15 protein-coding genes are annotated in these 17,779 nt (G+C 37.7%); 7 read left to right on the top strand and 8 right to left on the bottom strand.

Annotation, left to right across the window (positions count from 1 at the left end; genetic code table 11):
• Positions 1-371: 371 nt before the first annotated feature.
• Complete coding sequence (spx, locus tag FH508_RS01970; RefSeq protein WP_036117523.1) at positions 372-776, top strand: transcriptional regulator Spx; 405 nt, start codon at positions 372-374, stop codon at positions 774-776.
• 23 nt (positions 777-799) lie between these two features.
• A complete protein-coding gene (locus FH508_RS01965) occupies positions 800-1,246 on the top strand; it encodes a MarR family winged helix-turn-helix transcriptional regulator (protein WP_139859862.1) in 447 nt (148 codons plus the stop codon).
• A gap of 127 nt (positions 1,247-1,373) precedes the next feature.
• Here the strand turns inward: FH508_RS01965 and FH508_RS01960 are convergent, their stop codons facing one another.
• Both FH508_RS01960 and FH508_RS01955 read right to left on the bottom strand, forming a co-directional pair.
• Positions 1,374-1,922, bottom strand: coding sequence for an RNA polymerase sigma factor (locus FH508_RS01960; RefSeq protein WP_139859863.1), 549 nt, complete (start codon positions 1,920-1,922; stop codon positions 1,374-1,376).
• Positions 1,923-2,225: 303 nt separating this feature from the next.
• Positions 2,226-3,353, bottom strand: coding sequence for a LuxR C-terminal-related transcriptional regulator (locus tag FH508_RS01955; RefSeq protein WP_139859865.1), 1,128 nt, complete (start codon positions 3,351-3,353; stop codon positions 2,226-2,228).
• 191 nt (positions 3,354-3,544) lie between these two features.
• Between FH508_RS01955 and FH508_RS01950 the strand changes: the two genes are divergently transcribed.
• The 3 genes from FH508_RS01950 to FH508_RS01940 all read left to right on the top strand — a co-directional run bounded on the left by FH508_RS01950 (position 3,545) and on the right by FH508_RS01940 (position 6,670).
• Positions 3,545-4,300 (top strand): SDR family NAD(P)-dependent oxidoreductase, encoded by a 756-nt coding sequence (locus FH508_RS01950; protein ID WP_173478725.1) that lies wholly within the window; start codon positions 3,545-3,547, stop codon positions 4,298-4,300.
• A 20-nt stretch (positions 4,301-4,320) separates the two neighbouring features.
• Positions 4,321-5,064 (top strand): SDR family NAD(P)-dependent oxidoreductase, encoded by a 744-nt coding sequence (locus tag FH508_RS01945; protein WP_173478726.1) that lies wholly within the window; start codon positions 4,321-4,323, stop codon positions 5,062-5,064.
• A 223-nt stretch (positions 5,065-5,287) separates the two neighbouring features.
• On the top strand, positions 5,288-6,670 hold the full coding sequence (locus tag FH508_RS01940; protein ID WP_173478727.1) for a dipeptidase: 1,383 nt from the start codon (positions 5,288-5,290) through the stop codon (positions 6,668-6,670).
• Between the two features lie 300 nt (positions 6,671-6,970).
• Here FH508_RS01940 and FH508_RS01935 read toward each other — a convergent pair whose 3' ends face one another.
• Positions 6,971-7,543 carry a nitroreductase family protein gene (locus tag FH508_RS01935; protein ID WP_173478728.1) on the bottom strand — a complete coding sequence of 191 codons (573 nt, stop codon included), beginning with the start codon at positions 7,541-7,543 and terminating at the stop codon, positions 6,971-6,973.
• A 99-nt stretch (positions 7,544-7,642) separates the two neighbouring features.
• A complete protein-coding gene (locus FH508_RS01930; protein WP_173478729.1) occupies positions 7,643-8,137 on the bottom strand; it encodes an amidase domain-containing protein in 495 nt (164 codons plus the stop codon).
• Positions 8,138-8,321: 184 nt separating this feature from the next.
• Between FH508_RS01930 and FH508_RS01925 the strand changes: the two genes are divergently transcribed.
• Entirely contained in the window at positions 8,322-9,344 is a 1,023-nt protein-coding gene (locus tag FH508_RS01925; RefSeq protein WP_173478835.1) for a DUF2804 domain-containing protein, read from the top strand.
• Positions 9,345-9,430: 86 nt separating this feature from the next.
• Here the strand turns inward: FH508_RS01925 and FH508_RS01920 are convergent, their stop codons facing one another.
• A complete protein-coding gene (locus FH508_RS01920; RefSeq protein ID WP_173478730.1) occupies positions 9,431-10,150 on the bottom strand; it encodes a glycerophosphodiester phosphodiesterase in 720 nt (239 codons plus the stop codon).
• A gap of 134 nt (positions 10,151-10,284) precedes the next feature.
• On the opposite strand from FH508_RS01920, the gene helD reads away from it, so the two are divergent.
• Positions 10,285-12,513: an RNA polymerase recycling motor HelD gene (helD, locus tag FH508_RS01915; RefSeq protein ID WP_173478731.1), complete on the top strand. Its 2,229-nt coding sequence runs from the start codon at positions 10,285-10,287 to the stop codon at positions 12,511-12,513.
• Between the two features lie 374 nt (positions 12,514-12,887).
• On the opposite strand, the gene FH508_RS01910 is transcribed toward helD, so the two are convergent.
• From FH508_RS01910 to FH508_RS01900, 3 genes are all read right to left on the bottom strand, one after another.
• Positions 12,888-13,754 carry a GNAT family N-acetyltransferase gene (locus tag FH508_RS01910; protein WP_173478732.1) on the bottom strand — a complete coding sequence of 289 codons (867 nt, stop codon included), beginning with the start codon at positions 13,752-13,754 and terminating at the stop codon, positions 12,888-12,890.
• Between the two features lie 448 nt (positions 13,755-14,202).
• Positions 14,203-16,035, bottom strand: a complete 1,833-nt coding sequence (locus FH508_RS01905) for an ABC transporter ATP-binding protein (protein ID WP_173478733.1) — start codon at positions 16,033-16,035, stop codon at positions 14,203-14,205.
• Complete coding sequence (locus FH508_RS01900; RefSeq protein WP_173478734.1) at positions 16,035-17,756, bottom strand: ABC transporter ATP-binding protein; 1,722 nt, start codon at positions 17,754-17,756, stop codon at positions 16,035-16,037. The genes FH508_RS01905 and FH508_RS01900 overlap by 1 nt, the downstream gene beginning before the upstream one ends.
• Positions 17,757-17,779: the final 23 nt, after the last annotated feature.

Raw genomic sequence — 17,779 nt, 5'->3', positions numbered from 1 at the left:
TCGTAAGCCGCAACCGTCGCTATCGCGCGTCTGTTGCGTCTTACATTTTGTGCTGTTCCCGCAGGAGGCTTCGTGGATTTTTTTTAGTTGAAAAAATATCTTACTGCCCAAATTCAGAATTGTTTGGGTGACTGGCACGCCCTATTTTTAAAATCTCCCAAACTTACATCATTGTAAGCTTATTTAATGAAACTTTTCGCTCTTCCCAGCGTATATTTAGTATAGATTAAAAATATTATGTTCTCTAAAAAGTTTTTAAATAAACTATTGATTTATATATAGCTTACTAGTAAGATATATGTATAACCTATTTAACTTACTAATAAGCTATTCATATAATATAATCCAACAAAGAAAGCGGGGAATGAAGAATGACAGTTACTATCTACTCACAAGCGAGCTGTTCTTCATCCAGAAAAGCACTAAAATGGTTAAAAGATCACAACATCGAATATAAAGAAAAACGTATTACATCACATCCTCTTACACTTGCAGAATTTAAAGAAATTTTAAGCATGACTGAAGATGGTACAGATGAAATTATTGCAACAAACTCAAATGACTTTAAAAATTTAAATATTGATATTGATCAGCTTTCTATTCAAGAGCTGTACGCAATTATTCAAGCACATCCTAGAATGTTGCGTAGTCCTATCCTTATAGATGAAAAACGTATTCAAGTTGGGTACAATGAGATGGACATCCGTCGTTTTATTCCACGTAAAGTACGTGCTTACGAATTAAATGCGATGACTAGATTGGCACAAGAAAGTTAAAACAGTTTTGGAGATGACCTTATATGGATCAAGAAAAACAAAAAGCCATTACCTCATTGTTTGAAGTTGTCTTTTCTATCGAGCGTAAATGGGCAAACGAGTGGAATAATCATAATGCACTCGGCTTTTCAAAATCCCATATTTTAATTTTAGACTACTTATCGCAGGAGGGACCAAAGCGCCCTTCTGCAATAGCAGAGCGCTTAAAGGTAACAACTGGTGGCGTCACGGTATTAACGACCAAGCTAATTAATGCTGGTTTTATTGAAAAAACGCAGCATGCTACTGATCGTAGAGCCTCACAATTAGTTATTACTACTGATGGTGAAGAAATACTTAAAGAATCCCGTCAACAGGTTAGCGAAATTATTAACAATATGTTTGGCATGCTCTCAGCAGAAGAGGTGCAAACGTTACGTGATATTTTCGCTAAATGCTTACTATCTGTTGATACACATCGGCAAGATTAAATTTCATCTTTGTGTAAAAACACGAAAAAGGACGCATCGCAAATTTTCTTTGCAGTGCATCCTTTTTTGGATTGGCCGAACGAATACTTCCGTCTAAGTAGTTATAGTTGTGCGACCAATATTTTGATTACGCTGGCAGCACAGCCTCGACGATTGACACATCAGCCATTAACATTTCTTTTAAACGCGCTTTCGCACGGAATAAACGAGATTTCACTGTACCGATAGATACTTTCATAATAGTAGAAATTTCAGCAAGTGAATATTGGTCTATGTAGAAATACCATAAAGTTTTACGATAAATTGTATCTAATTGACCCATTTTGTCCTGTACTAGCTTCGTCACAATCTCTTTTTCAATTTTTTCTTCTGTAGAAATATCATTATTGGGAACCAAATCTAAAATCGGTACGTCTAATGTTTCAGGTTGGTTCATCATATACTTACTGCGTCGTACTTTTTTTCGATAGCGATCTCTAAATGTATTCATTGTAATGGTTGTTAGCCAAGCTTTAATATGTTCAACTTCGGCAACGCTATCTTCATAGCGTACAACTTTTACCCAAACTTCTTGCATTAGATCCTCTGCTTCAACATTGTTGCGAGTAAGTTTCAAACATAAATGGTATATATAACGGTTAAATTCCTCATATACGCCTTCTAATTTTTCATTCATTGTGTATTCCTCCGCTTCTTGTTCTTGCTTCTATACACATTCTCGCAAAATAATGTATTACACTCTATCGTATTGGCTTTCAATTTCATTACAATCGTGTAAGCTTAAATGCTTTCACTTGTAATATTCGTAAAAATTGTTTTACTACTATATTTCTTTTTCGTTAAAACACCACTTCTAGACAATACTCCCCTATTCTTATCACTATATTTTCAATAATAATTATTATCAGAAAATTAACTGAACATTAATAGGTATGCAAATAACAAAAAATGCACTCCTATAGTAGAAGCGCATTTATTGTTAACTTAACAGCCCTAAACGAAAAGATGAAGCAACGACCTGTGTTCGATTCTTTGCTTTGAGCTTTGTCATGAGACTACTTACATAATCCCTGACCGTATGTTCACTTAAAAATAATAAACTGGCTATTTTTTTATTATCATATCCTTCAGCAAGCAGGCCGAGTATCATCGACTCCCTTTCTGTTAAATGAAGTTCTGTATTTTTTTCTACCTTTTCACCCTTACGTGATAGAAATAAGCCTAAACGCTTTCCTACTTCCTCAAGAAGCGTTAATTCTTCCTTTGTACAATCAAATTCCTCGCCTAGCTGATCAAATGTTAGCCAGCCGAATAACTGATCCTGACCAATAATCGGAATAAAGATAATTGAGGATAATCCAAACAATTGGATATGCTCTTCCTTGACGTAATTTTTTGGGCTTTTTAAATAAATTGGTTTTCTTGAACTAAGTATAGTGTTTTCTCCCGTTAGCTCCCCTTTCATACTTTGCACTTTAGGAAGCTCTGCACCAATAACACCATAAAATTGATTGGACCATGGGACATATGCATAAAATACGCATCTTTTATAGCTAAAATATTCTTCACATTTTTTTAAAATATAGGCTAAATCCTGATAGCCTGAGGAACTAATAAGCAATTGATCGAGTTTATCCAATAACTGTAAATGTCTTAATCCCTGATTTTCAATAGGCATCTTACTTTCGCTTTCTCCCTCACAGTCATTGTAAAGCTGTACTAGAGAAATAAATAATGATAATACATACATTAAGACGGCATTCGTTCGACTACTCTTTTGTTGAATCATAAACGTAATCAATGATTTTTCAAATATTAATTGGAATAAATTAAAGCTCTTCCTATCAATAATGGATAATTGTGATTGTAGCCATGTATTTAAAAAATACTTATCATCTCCATTTAATTCATCAATGTTTGTATGTGTTAGTAAACGTAAAAATGAATCTAATAGCAAAGCTACTCTATTTCGTTCTGTTTCGCCTATAGCAGGTTCTAGATTGAGATAAATATTCATATTCTCTTTAATTTGTTTATGATGAACTTTTATAAATAACACAAACTCTTGAAGTGTTACTTCTTCAATTGGCTGAAATGGATGCGTCATAGGAAATTCTTCTCCTTCACACTAAAATACCCCTATAAATGGAGGATATTCACTCACTATATTATACAGCATCTTATAGGATAGTATTTCAAATTGACAATAGTAAAATAAAGGTATCGCTAAACAATGCGAATACTTTTGGATCCTAAAGTAATTATATAAATAGAAATAATGAAAGGGGCATGGATGAAATGAGACTTAGAAATGCAGTAGCCATTATTACAGGTGGAGGTACAGGAATCGGGAAAGAAACTGCACTATTATTTGCCAAAGAAGGCGCCAAAATAGTTATTACTGATATAAACGAACAATCTGGTAACGACACTGTACGTGATATTCAAGCTATTGGCGGTGAAGCATTATTTGTACGCCACGATGTTAGCAATGAAGAAGACTGGAAAAAGGTCGCAGATGAAACAATCAAAACATTTAACAAAGTGGATATTCTTTTCAATAATGCAGGTATCTATATCATTAAACCACTAGCAGAAATCGAACTATCCGATTGGAACCGCTTAATGTCCATCAATGTGACAGGTGTCTTCCTAGGCATGAAACATATTATGCCACTTATGGCTAAACAAAATAAAGGCTCTGTTATTAATGCTTCTTCTATTGCTGGCTTAACAGGCGCTGCTGGACATGTATTATACGGCGCTAGTAAAGGAGCCGTTCGCATTATGACAAAAGATGCGGCAATGGAATATGCACCATATGGCGTACGTGTAAACTCTATCCATCCTGGCTATATTGATACAGGAATGGCAGACTATGCGTCAGCAACAACTGGAAGCTCTAAAGATGAATTGGGAAAAAGCATTTTCCCATTAGGACGTTTAGGCTCTGTTAAAGAAGTAGCACAAACAGTATTATTTTTAGCGTCTGAAGAGTCTTCCTTCTCAACAGGTGCAGAATTTGTCATTGATGGCGGAGCAACAGCAAAATAAAAATAAAGGTGGTCATTTACATGAAACTACAAGATAAAGTAGCAATCGTAACAGGTGGTGCTAGCGGTATCGGTGAAGCAAGCGTTCGTCTTTTTGCACAAGAAGGAGCAAAAGTAGTCATTGCTGACTTCTCTGAGCGTGGACAAAGCATTTCAGATGAATTAAATAATAGTGGTTTTGATACACTCTTCGTGAAAACAGATGTAACTATCGAAGAAGATATTAAAAACATGATACATGAAACTGTGAAAAAATACGGAAAACTTGATGTGCTGTATGCTAATGCGGGTGTGGCTGACGATGCGCCAGCACATGAGTTATCTTACGAAAAATGGAAAAGAACAATTGATATCAATTTATCTGGTGTATTCCTTTCAGATAAATATGCGATTGAACAGTTCCTTGCTCAAGGTACAGGTGGTGTTATCGTTAACGCTGGTTCCATTCATAGTTTTGTAGCCTTACCAAATCCAACAGCCTACTCATCTGCAAAAGGTGGCGTAAAATTATTAACGCAAAACCTATGTACTGCTTATGCTAAACAAGGTATTCGTGTAAATGCGGTATGTCCTGGCTACATCGACACACCTCTATTGTCAGAAGTAGATGCTCAAACAAAAGAATACTTAGCATCCCTTCATCCACAAGGTCGTCTTGGTAAACCAGAAGAAATCGCTAAAGCCGTTTTATTTTTAGCAAGTGATGACGCAAGCTTTGTGAACGGTACGACCCTTCTTGTCGATGGCGGCTATACAGCCCACTAAATATGATAAAAAATCTGATTTCGATAAAACATCGATTTCAGATTTTTTTGAATCATAGACTTAAATTCACTGTATTATCGAGCTATCCTCTTTTACGAAACATTACAACCTAGTGAGCCCAAGCATTCATAAAAACAGAAGAAACCATTGCTATAGCAAGATTCCCCAACCACATTATGCTATACTATTTCTATTATCGAAATATTGAAAGAGGGATGCTAATATGACGCAATTACAGACGTTAGATGCTTACTTTACAGAACATCGCGAGGCACACTTAAATGAGCTAAATGAATTTTTACGTATTCCAAGTATTAGTTCATTATCAGAACACAAGGGAGATATTCAGCAAGCTGCTGAATGGCTAGCGGATGCTTTCAAGAAACTAAATCTAGAAAACATCTCTATTACGCAAACTGCTGGACACCCTGTTGTTTATGCTGATTGGTTACATGCAGAAGGTAAACCAACGATTCTGTTTTACGGACACTACGATGTACAACCTGTAGATCCATTGCATTTATGGGAAACAGAACCGTTCAATCCTACAATTCGTGATAACAAGTTATTTGCACGTGGCGCAAGCGATGATAAAGGCCAAGTGTTTATGCACTTAAAAATGATTGAAGCGCTATTTGCGACAACAGGTACTTTGCCAGTGAACGTCAAATTCATCTATGAAGGTGAAGAAGAAATCGGAAGTCCCCACCTTCCAGCCTTTGTTGAGGAGCATAAAGAAAAATTAGCTGCAGATTTAATTTTGATTTCAGATACAGGCCTTTATGGACCTGGTAAACCTGCAGTATGCTATGGCTTACGTGGTCTTACAGGTGTACAAATTGATGTCCGCGGTGCAAAAGGTGATTTACATTCGGGCCTATACGGTGGTGGCGTGCAAAATGCCATCCATGCTTTAGCAGAGATTTTAGCATCTTTCCGAGACGAACATGGCACAATTCAAGTAGAAGGTTTCTATGACAACGTATTACCATTAACAGAAGAAGAACGTGAAGCTTACCGTGCGCTAGGTTTTGACGAAGATTCTGTAAAAGAAGAAGTTGGCGTATCAGAATTATTCGGTGAAGCTGGCTATTCTTATTTAGAACGAACTTGGGCTCGTCCAACACTAGAAGTAAACGGTGTGTTCGGTGGGTTCTCAGGCGAAGGCATTAAAACTGTACTTCCCGCTGAAGCTGGTGCAAAAATCACATGCCGACTAGTACCAAATCAAGATCCAGAAGAAATTGTTGCTTTATTAAAGGCACATATCGAAAAACATAAGCCTACTGGTGTAGACGTAACCATTTCAGAATTCGATAAAGGACGTCCATTCTTAACACCGTTTGATCACCCATTTATTCAAGCAGCTGGACGTTCATATGAAAAAGTTTATAATGTCCCAACAGCTTACACACGTGGCGGTGGTTCAATTCCTATCGTTGCTGCATTTGATGAAATTTTAGATTTACCTGTTGTTTTAATGGGCTTCGGTTTATCGAGTGAAAACTTCCATGCACCAAACGAGCACTTCCATTTAGAAAACTTTGATAACGGCCTACGCGTATTAGGCGACTACTTATATGAGGTTGCAGCGTTACAAAAATAAACAAGGCAATAGCTATTATAAAAGAGAAAAAGTGTTAGATTGAATGCAATCAATCTAACACTTTTTTTACTACGACCGTTGTTGTTCGCTACGGCGGACGCTTTCCGCGGGCACACCGTAAGTCACTACCTACGCTACCAACCACTTTCGTTTTCCACGAAGCACGACGGTTTTTCTTAGAATTACTCACAATGCATTATGATTCAATAAAACCCCCTCACCAGTTGGTGAACTGCATCCCTATTGTTAGACACATCTAACAATTGGAGTGCAGTTCATAGCAGGGGGGTTTTCAATCGTTTATTCACCGAAATTCGTTACAAATTGTGCTGATTTTTTACGTTCTTTCCCTTTTGGCACTTCATCAAAATATCCGACTTGCAGCATTGCAATGACACGTTCACCTGGCTGTACCTTCAATGCCTCGCGGAACTTCGGATTGTCTAAGAAGCCTGGTGTTTTCCAGCAAGAGCCAATACCTTTCTCCCAAGCTAACAACTGGATATTTTGAATGAAAATACTGGCTGCTGCATAATCTTCTAAACGCTCTTTTTGGCGGGCATCCTCTGGCACAATGACAAAGGCAAATCCACCTGGTAGTGTAAATTTCGTCATTTGCTTGACTAAATCTTCACTCGAAAGATCCTGCCATTTTGGAATAGCTAAATCACGTAATAAATGTTGCACTGCAACTAAATCTTCATCGCAAGCTATAACTAAACGCCAAGGCTCACGATTCCCGTGGTTCGGTGCCCAAATAGCATCATCTATAATGCTCATTAACTCCTCACGATTTACCGTCTTCCCATTAAATTTCTTTATAGAACGGCGATTTATAATTGCTTCTCTTACTGATAAAATTTGTTCGCTCATTTTCTATTATCTCCTTCAATTAAAATTAGAATATAGATTCTTCGTCAGTACTATCTCCAACATTATCATAAAATGATAAGCTTTAAAACCGCCAACTCTCTAAGCAAAACTATCATCTATATGGTAAAAGTAATAGGTCATATTTGGGGTATACGCCGTAGAATCCTGATAAAAATAAGGTCTGTTAATACTATCGGAAGTATGTGCATTCACATATGGAATTCCATTTTGTATACTCGTGACAATAACAGAATGATCGATTCTTCCATCTCCTTGAAAATCGTAAAAGATAATATCCCCAAGTTCTAATTCCTCTGCTGATTGTACACGTGTAGCCTTCAAGCCAGTTGTAGAGCCCTCTAAATACCATCTTAGAGAATGTGAGACAGACCAGCTAAAGCTCCAGTTTCCTTGCTGAATCCACCAACCCTTTTCTCTATTTGGCGCTCCTCGCATCGGAGCCCCTCCAGCAAGTAAGCATTGTGAAATATAATTCGTACAGTCAACATCAAAGTTCGGAAATGCTGGATTGCGTCTGTTCCACCACAAATTTGCATATTGAACAGCTGCCTGTCTGTTATACATTTTAGCCACGTTTCCCCTCCTTATGTACATCATATGACTACATCGTTCGTTCTATTAATTAGGTCCTTCATCGTATTCTTGATGAAAACAGTCATATCAGGCGCTATCTTTTCCAATTTCAAGATAGTTTTTGCTACAATAAGATTAAACAAATGGGCATTTTTTTATTTTACGAACAGAAGGGATGTTGAATGTGAAGCAGCATGCTGAGAAAGAAATCTTACAGCCTACTCTTTTATGCGATAAAAAAGGGAATTTAAATCCAGCTGCTATTGGATTTGCACGAAAACCTCTCATAAATAGCAATTTAAGTGGTCATATCATGCGTAAAAAGAAATGGAATTATTGGTGTGTCTATGGCGATGAGATCTTATTCTCCGCAACGATTAGTCATCTCGATTACGCAGCGGTCTGCTTCGTGTATTTCCTTGAATATGAAACTCAGCGCTATTTTGAAAAAACAATAACAGTTCCGCTTGGTGGCAAGCTTAAAATGCCGACACACGTACTTGAATCCGTATCTTTCAGTAATAGTGAAATGTCGATTGATATGACCTATATTCAAAACGAAACGCATTTATCCGTTTCAATCCCTACATTTGATGGCGATGCCTTACGTGCGAATTTAATCATTCAACATCCACCTGCAGATGAATCGTTGAATGTAGTCATTCCATGGAACCGTAGAACATTCCAATTTACAGGAAAGCATCATATACTCCCTACGTCAGGTGAAGTGATAATCGGTAATCGTCACTTTACATTTACTCCAGAGGAAAGTTTTGCTGTACTTGATTACGGGCGAGGTGTTTGGCCTCGAGAAGCCACTTGGAATTGGGGAATGGCATCACAAAGAGTTCGTGGCAGACGTATTGGACTCAACTTAGGTGGTAAATGGACGGATGGTACTGGAATGACTGAAAATGCAGTTTTTGTTGATGGGAAAATGACAAAAATTCATGAGGACTTACTGTTCGATTATGATCGTGAAGATTATATGCAACGCTGGAAAGTGAAAACGAAATTTACAAATCAAGTCTCTCTAACGTTCTCCCCATTTTTTGAACGAGTTGCGGCAACTAATGCAAAACTTGTCAAATCAGAAGTTCACCAAATGTTTGGCTATTATGACGGCACTGTTCTACTAGACAATGGTGAGACACTTGTAATTAAACAAATGCTTGGTTGTATTGAGGAACATCAAGCAAAATGGTAAATGGCTAAATGCACTTATTAACTTCATATGTATTGCAAAAAAATTCGCTCTCATACGTATTGCGAATTTTTTTGCTTATTAGCCTCTTACTTTGTTAATTCGGCTAGTATTGCTTCAGGGTCATCCGTAAAAACAGCTTGTATGCCAAGCTGCTTTAGTTGCTTTGCGTACTCGGGATCATTAACTGTGTATACACGTATCATCGCCTGTTGTTCAAGTGCTACACCTATCGATTTCCTGAATGCTGTTGGTAAACTAACATGGATAGCATCGGCAGGGATACTTGCCGTATATGTTGTAAAATCAACTAAAACTTCAGCAAATAAAGCAGCTGTTTCGATGTAGGGTGCCATTTGAGATACAGTTTGCAACGATTCATGATTAAAAGAAGAAATTATTACTCGCTCCGTTATTTGGTGCTTCGCTATTTCTTTTAATACAAGTGCCTCAATTCCCTCATAAGGAAAGATATCGGTTTTTAGCTCAATATTAATTCGGTGATGTGTAGCTACGAAAATCTCTAGCACTTCACCTAATGTTGGAATACTTTCACCATTATATTCGTCTGCAAACCACGAGCCATAATCATATGAACGAAGCTGTTGGAGCGTCAGGTCCTTCACATAGCCTGAACCGTTTGATGTACGGTCAATCGTTTCATCATGGATGACTACTACCTCCCCGTCAGCAGTTACATGAACGTCCAACTCAATGCCCGCAATCGGTAGCTTGGAGGCCGCATAAAAAGCAGCTTTTGTATTTTCAGGATAGTGTGCAGATACACCTCTATGTGCAAATAGATCCAAATGCAAAACCTCCTTCTAATCTTTACTTAATAGTATAACAATAAATGAATGATGACATTTAACTTGATAGGTAAAATTTTGTATAGTAGTATGAGAATCTACTTAAATTTGTAAGTACTTAGGAGGTGCTAAAAATGACTACACAACACCCAGATTTTCAGGCTGAGCTAGAGAGGTTAGCGTACACTCAAAATTATATGCAACAAATCTTAAACGAATCGCAGCGTGATCTTCAATCTGCGCAAGAAAACATTCGTAAGTCTATGGCAGATCTTGATTATTTAGATTCCAGTTTAAGTTATTTGAATATTTTAACCAACGCCCGCTTCTTTGAAATGGCTCGAAATCAAAAGGAAGGTTTAGAAGCCGTTCAAAAAAAGCCTTATTTTGCTCGAATTCATTTTCAAAAGACAGGTGATCCAGAAGAATTTTTGTATATCGGAAAAACATCGTTGTTTCACCGCGATACACATGAACCGATTATTGTAGACTGGCGTTCCCCTGTAGCAAATGTCTACTATGATGGGCGTCTTGGTGATATGGAATATGACGTTCGTGGAGAAATTCATAAAGGCCATTTGTTTGCCAAGCGACAATACAAAATCGAAGATGGACAATTACTCGATATTCGAGATATTGACTTAACGACAAATGATGAATTACTCCAAGAGGCATTAGCAGGAAAAGCAGATGTACGCTTAACAGAAATCGTCTCTACCATCCAGAAAGAACAAAATGATATTATCCGCGCGCATCTTCGTCAGCCAATTATCGTGCAAGGTGCTGCTGGTAGTGGAAAAACAACAATTGCTTTACACCGTATTTCCTACTTCTTATATACGATGGGCGAACATTTTAATCCTGAACAACTGATGATTTTAGCACCAAATAAGCTATTTATTGATTATATCGGAGATGTGCTACCAGAGCTTGGCGTTGATAAAATATGCCAAACAACATTTTCAGATTATGTCCTTGCAGCAACTAAACTAAAATTAAAGCTGCGCAATCCGAACGAACAGCTAGAATCCCTCGTAATAGGTGGCGCTAATCAGCCTACTGCTTGGATTTCTGAAGTGAAAGGTTCCCTCTATTATCGCGATATGATTGAACGATATTTACAAAAAATTGAACTGCAAATTGCTGAACAATTCGAAGATGTATTTATTGAAAAATATCGTATTATGCGCGCCGCTCATTTAAAAAAGTTATTTTTATATGAATTTTCTTATATGCCAATTGAAAAACGACTCGCACATATTAAAAAGGTGCTAGCTAGTCATGTTCGACAAAAGAAACAAGCTGTCTTAAATATGTTACATGCAAAGTATGATGAAGCACTTGGCAAGGCACTTAATGGCATTCGTGATGCAGAGAAGCGTAAACACATTGTTACTAAATTTATAGATGAACGTGATGAACGAATGCCTGCAATTGAAAAAGAAGCAAAATCGACCGTCTCTGTTTATATGCGCCGCTTTGCAAAATATAATGTGAAAACGCTCTATCGTACGCTTTTAACAAATGCCGAGCTATTAGCCGAAGTCGCACCAGAATGGCATTATTTAGAGCAACAGCAGTTTTTACAGGCACATGCTAAAGAGCAATGGATGCTAGAGGATTTAGCTGCTCTCTATTATTTACAAGCCCGACTAAAAGGGATTGCAGATGAGTGGAAAATGCGCGTAGTCTTTATTGATGAAGTACAGGACTACAGTCTATTCCAACTAGCCGCTCTAAAAGCTGGGCTAGAAACGGATATGTTTACAATGGTAGGTGATTTAGCACAAGGAATTCACAGCTATCGCTCACTAACTGCTTGGGAACCTGTGCAAAATTTATTCCCGCGTGCCAGCTTCAGAACACTTCAAAAAAGCTATCGTACAACCATTGAAATTATGGAGGTCGCTAACCAAATTTTAATGCAAATGGATGAGCAGTTACCATTAGTGGAGCCTGTTGTCCGCCACGGGGATGCGCCAACTTTTATAAAGGCAGCTGCCTTTAATACCGAGCAAATTAAAGAGGTTTTTGATCGCATTAGAGCAAATGGGCATCAGTCGATTGCTTTAATATGTAAAACTACAGCTGAAGCCCAATTAATGCAACAGGCTTTAACAGCTGATACATTTCCTTGTCAACTTCTCACTGAGGATGAGTCTATTAATCAGCAAGTCTTACTTGTAGTTCCAAGCCATTTAGCAAAAGGACTAGAATTTGATGCAGTTATTGTGGCTGCCTTTGATACCCCTTTCTTTGATACTAAAATTGATAGAAAGCTCCTTTATGTTGCATTAACTCGTGCAATGCATGAGCTTTATTTAATTGGTCCCTCCAAAAAGACTTTTTTATTAGAACATTGATAACAACCACTATCATAAAAATAAAAATAGCACAGTAGGATTTATCCCCTAACATGCTATTTTAACATTGGATAGCCTTGCTCAATCATTTTAGATAATTAAAGATGTAAAATTATTTATGTCGCGGTGGTAGTCTGTAAAACTTCCCTTTTGATAAGTAAGCTTTAACAACTTTCCACCATGAGCGAGGTGCTTCCCTCGTAGGAGACTTTTTTTTCGGCAATGCTGGCATACGCATAAGAACGACTCCTTTCTTCAGGCTTATTAATACTATATGGACATAGTACACTTTTATGATAAAAAGGAAGATTTTAACAGTTTTTAAAAATAAAAAAGTGAGTAGTGACGCTTGTGGCTCACTCCTCACCGTTCATTTAATTTTTTACATAATAGTCTAGTTGCTGCGCTTTCATAAATCCTGCTTTCTCATAAATCGAAATAGCTTTTCTATTTTCAATTTCTACATCAAGCATGACAAATTTAGCGCTCTGTTTACTTGCATAGTCTTTCGAAAAGGACAATAGAGCTGTACCGATACCTTGTCGTTGATATTGTGGATGAACTGCAAGCGCTGTCACCCATTGAATTTCATTTTCCTTCACTGTAGCTACCGTACCTACAACTTGCCCGTCTTTATGTGCTATCCATAATTTTCGACCATTCGTTGACGTATTAAAGGCAATTAGCTCCTCAGATTCTGATGGCAAATCACCAAACGCCTCACTATAAATAGCAATCAATTCAGTCTGTTCCCCTGCAAATGGGGCAATATGAATATCATTTCGTAGTTCAACTGACTCCGCTTTCGTTTCCAGCGTCGCTTCTGAAAAACTATATGAATAACCACACTTTTCGATAAATCTATGTCCAAAAGGAGATCCATCAATAACTACTGCTAATTGACCTTCTGCACCTCGATCTTGTAGTCCAGCTTGTAATACATTCACTAATGCTGTCCCAACTCCCTTTTGACGATAAGCTGGTGTCACGACTAAAGACCATTCATACGTATGTAGCCCTATTAAATCAATTGCACTTGCAGCGCCAACTAATTTATCATTGTCATCTTCATACGCGAGCACCATAAAACCTTTCGAGTCGAAAGAGCCTGCTAATGGAATATTCATAATTGTTTCATATACACGATAATCATTTAAGGTTGCTTCTTCGCATAATATTTTTAATTCATTCAGTGTTTCCCTATCTAGTGGGAATGACACTGTAATTACTGAAATGTTCATTGTTTACTCCGTTCTTAAACCAGACTATTGCCCTATTGTAGCAAGAAAGAAAATAAACTGGCAACAAATTATAATATCCGTTTCTAATAATCAGCAATTTTACTTCCAATACAGAAAAATTAGTTAGATTTATACTACTATTGTTGATAAAAGTAAATGAAATTTACTAGAGACCATTAGTTAGAAATCATTATACGGCATGTCTATATTTTAACAAGTAATAAGTTAATCACAATAAATATTATACCATAATTTCTAATAAATTACATTATTTAAAAGATGGAACAATTACATTTGAATCATAAGATTTTTCATTGCGTTTTCTACCATTATGAGTAGAACGCATCAAATTGCCACATTGTACTTACTTACAATTCAACTGTGTTTTCCTTAAAAAGGATAAAAGGCATCAAGAATAAACTTTCTTGATGCCTTTATATTCCACACCTTAGTCTTCTAAATGATGTGTCGAGGAGTTTAGCATTTGGGCATAAATGCCCCCAGACTCAATTAACTCATGCTGTAACCCAGCTTCAACGAGCTCACCCTTTTGCATTACTAAAATAACATCCGCATTGTGTACAGTGTTCAATCGATGTGCAATGACAAAGCTTGTTCGTCCTTGCATTAGCCTATCGAGCGCCTCTTGGATTGCTAATTCTGTTACTGTATCAATGCTGCTTGTTGCTTCATCAAGCAATAAAATTTTCGGATTTGCAATGAGGGCACGCGCAATTGAAAGTAATTGTTTTTGTCCTTGGGAAATCTCACGCCCATCTGCTGTAAGAACAGTGTTATAACCATCCTTTAGTTTCATAATAAAATCATGGGCATTGGCAAGCTTCGCTGCTTCAATTATTTCCTCATCACTAGCATCTAAACGTCCATAACGGATGTTCTCCATTACTGTTGTTTCGAACAAAAATGGATCCTGTAATACAAAGGCCATTTGTGAACGAAGTGCCTTGCGGTCAATTTGCTGTACATTTACACCATCAAATAGCACATTGCCCTTTGTCACCTCATAAAACCTAGCGATTAACTGTAAAATAGTTGTTTTCCCAGCACCAGTTGCACCTACCAATGCAACAGTTTGTCCTGGCTCTATCGTAAAATTAATATCCTTTAATGTGTAAGACTCCTGTGCAGTATCATACTTAAAAAACACATGTTGAAATGTTACTTGCCCTAATAATGTATGATTTTTCGCAGCAGGCATTTCCTTTTCAGGCTCTTCATCGAGTAGAGCAAATACGCGTTCAGCACCTGCTACGGCTGATAATACGGTATTAAATTGATTTGCCAAATCATTTAATGGTCGTGTAAATTGGCGAGCATATTCTGTAAAAATAACAATTACCCCAATTGATACATGACCGTAAAGCGCCAGTACCCCACCAATACCCGCAACAATTGTAAAGCTCATATTATTTAAAAAGTTCATGACCTTTGGTATATACCCCGAGTAAGTTTGTGCCCAAAAGCCTGTATTTTTTAAACGTAAACTTTTATCACGAAATTCCGCTTTAACTCGTTCTTCCTGTGAAAAAGCTTTTACAATTCGTTGCCCTGATATTGTTTCTTCAATCATGCCGTTTAGCGCTCCAATAGCTGCTTGCTGTTCCTTAAATAACGGAGCCGTTCGACGAGTAATCCAGCGCATTGCCCAAAACATAATTGGAATAATTGTCATCGTTAAGATTGTTAACAACGGACTCAAGCTCAGCATAATGATAATCGTACCACCAAGTGTTAAAACACTTGAAAATACTTGTATAAAAGAGCTATTCAAAGTCGAGCTCACCGCTTCAATATCATTTGTCATCCGACTCATTAATTCGCCATGTTGCCGTCTATCAAAATATGAGATCGGCAGCTTTTGAAAATGAGCAAAAACACTTGTGCGCAGTCGATAAATCGTTTGTTGGGCAATCCCAATCATCCAAAAGTTTTGCAAAAATAAAGCGACTGCTAAAAGTAAATAAACGCCAATAAGCAACAGCACTTTACTGCCTAACCCGTTAAGCTCACCATGCATAACATATATATCAATGATTTTGCCTATTAAATATGGCCCTAGAAGTGCCAAAATTGAGCTGGCCATTACGAGTAACAGTACAACGATTAAAAGCATCCGTTGTTCATCAACAATCTTCCATAAACGCCACAGTGTACTTTTCCAATCTGCTGCACGTGGTCCTTTCTTTTTCTTTACGACCTGCTTTACATCATCCTTCGATAAAATCGGCTCATAGCCAAAAGGTTTTTGGAAAAACCCCATTATTCCACCTCCTGTTGGGAGATTGCGATTTTTTTATACAGATCAGAAGTTTGCAGAAGCTCTTCATGTGACCCATAACCGACCACTTCACCTGCATCAATTAACAAAATCTGATCTGCACCTTTAGCTGTCCGAATTTTTTGTGTAACAACGAGCATTGTAGCTCTTTCCTCACTAAGCGCATCCCACAGTGCCTGCTCTGTTTTAACATCAAGTGCACTAGTACTATCATCCAGCATCAATATATGCCCTTTTCTTAACAGTGCTCTAGCGATGGATAGTCGTTGTTTTTGACCTCCTGATAAATTCACGCCCTTTTGCCCTACTCGCGTATCATAACCACTTGGGAAATCTTCCACAGATGCATGGATTTGTGCCTGCATCGCTGCATTGAGCACTTCGTCCATTGCGGCCTCTGTATCGCCCCACCGAACATTGTCAGCAATACTTCCTGTAAATAATAACGACTGCTGTGGAACGTAACCTATAATGTCACGTAGCTCTTGCAGGTCCCATTGCTGCACATCTTTTCCTTCGACAAAGATCTGTCCTTCCGACACATCATAAAAGCGAGGAATAAGCTGTAGTAATGTCGATTTACCAGCCCCCGTAGCTCCCATGATGGCTAATTTTTCACCAGATTTTACTTGAAAAGTGACATTGGACAGTACAGCAGTTTCTGTACCTGGGTAGTGGAAGCTAACATTTTTAAATGCTAATTCGCCTAATTTCAGGGCGCTAGATGTACCTTCTTTAGAGGAAGAAGTAATTTCTACTTCATTGTCAACAGCAAGCACCTCTGTCATACGTTCTGCTGATGCTTTTGCTCGTGCATAAAAAATTATAATAAAAGCGAACATTGAAAATGAACCTGTAATACGCATTGCATAATTGACGATAGCTACAATATCGCCAAGAGGTGTCGTACCTGCAGCAACTTGCTTTGTGCCGAACCAAAGTACTGCCAATAAACTCATGTTCATGACAAACAATAATACAGGCATAATATACTCCATCGTACGCAGAGCCTTGACAGTATCAAATTTTAATCTTGAAGCAACCTGCTCAAAGCGCGAAGCCTCATACGCCCCACGTAAATAGGCCTTCACTAGACGCATCGCTTGCAAATTTTCTTGAAGTACACGATTTAAACGGTCTACACGCTTTTGAACTCGTCCAAAATATGCCACACCTTTTGCTACCATAAAAATAAGGAATACTAAAATGATTGGTGCACCAATCACTAAAAACAGTGCTAGCTTTGCATTGACAACAAAAGCCATGATAATGCTCCCAATAACAGCTAGTGGTGCGCGGAGCATAATTCGAAGGCTCATAAACAGCACTGTTTGAACTTGCGTTACATCATTTGTTAGACGGGTAATAAGCGAAGCTGTAGAAAACTTTTGATATGTAGCCAATGTAAAGGATTGAATTTTGTCAAACAAGGCATTGCGCAAATCAAAGGCAAAGCTTTGCGCAGTATGCGATGAAAAATAAGAATTGACTACGCCTGATATAAAGGCAATAAAAGATAAAACTAGTAAAATGACTCCCCATTGAATAATCATGTCATTGTTTTGACCACGAACACCATCATCAATAATTTTGGCCATAATAAGTGGCTGAACAAGCTCTACAAATAATTCAATTAACATCAAACATAATGCAAAAATCGCAGTCCACTTATAGGGCTTTACATAAGAAAAAATTATTTTCACATTCTCTCCCCCCTTATTTGAGA

The organism is Lysinibacillus sp. CD3-6 (genome assembly GCF_006351725.2).
Classification (GTDB): Bacteria; Bacillota; Bacilli; order Bacillales_A; family Planococcaceae; genus Lysinibacillus.
Note: the sequence above shows the minus strand (reverse complement) of the source record. Positions and strands in the feature narration are given on the sequence as shown.

What these genes read in the sequence shown, in the direction of transcription:
- spx (WP_036117523.1), top strand. Translation starts at nt 372, where the DNA reads ATGACAGTTACTATCTACTCACAAGCGAGCTGTTCTTCATCCAGAAAA.
- FH508_RS01965 (WP_139859862.1), top strand. Translation starts at nt 800, where the DNA reads ATGGATCAAGAAAAACAAAAAGCCATTACCTCATTGTTTGAAGTTGTC.
- FH508_RS01960 (WP_139859863.1), bottom strand. Translation starts at nt 1,922, where the DNA reads ATGAATGAAAAATTAGAAGGCGTATATGAGGAATTTAACCGTTATATA.
- FH508_RS01955 (WP_139859865.1), bottom strand. Translation starts at nt 3,353, where the DNA reads ATGACGCATCCATTTCAGCCAATTGAAGAAGTAACACTTCAAGAGTTT.
- FH508_RS01950 (WP_173478725.1), top strand. Translation starts at nt 3,545, where the DNA reads ATGAGACTTAGAAATGCAGTAGCCATTATTACAGGTGGAGGTACAGGA.
- FH508_RS01945 (WP_173478726.1), top strand. Translation starts at nt 4,321, where the DNA reads ATGAAACTACAAGATAAAGTAGCAATCGTAACAGGTGGTGCTAGCGGT.
- FH508_RS01940 (WP_173478727.1), top strand. Translation starts at nt 5,288, where the DNA reads ATGACGCAATTACAGACGTTAGATGCTTACTTTACAGAACATCGCGAG.
- FH508_RS01935 (WP_173478728.1), bottom strand. Translation starts at nt 7,543, where the DNA reads ATGAGCGAACAAATTTTATCAGTAAGAGAAGCAATTATAAATCGCCGT.
- helD (WP_173478731.1), top strand. Translation starts at nt 10,285, where the DNA reads ATGACTACACAACACCCAGATTTTCAGGCTGAGCTAGAGAGGTTAGCG.
- FH508_RS01910 (WP_173478732.1), bottom strand. Translation starts at nt 13,754, where the DNA reads ATGAACATTTCAGTAATTACAGTGTCATTCCCACTAGATAGGGAAACA.
- FH508_RS01905 (WP_173478733.1), bottom strand. Translation starts at nt 16,035, where the DNA reads ATGGGGTTTTTCCAAAAACCTTTTGGCTATGAGCCGATTTTATCGAAG.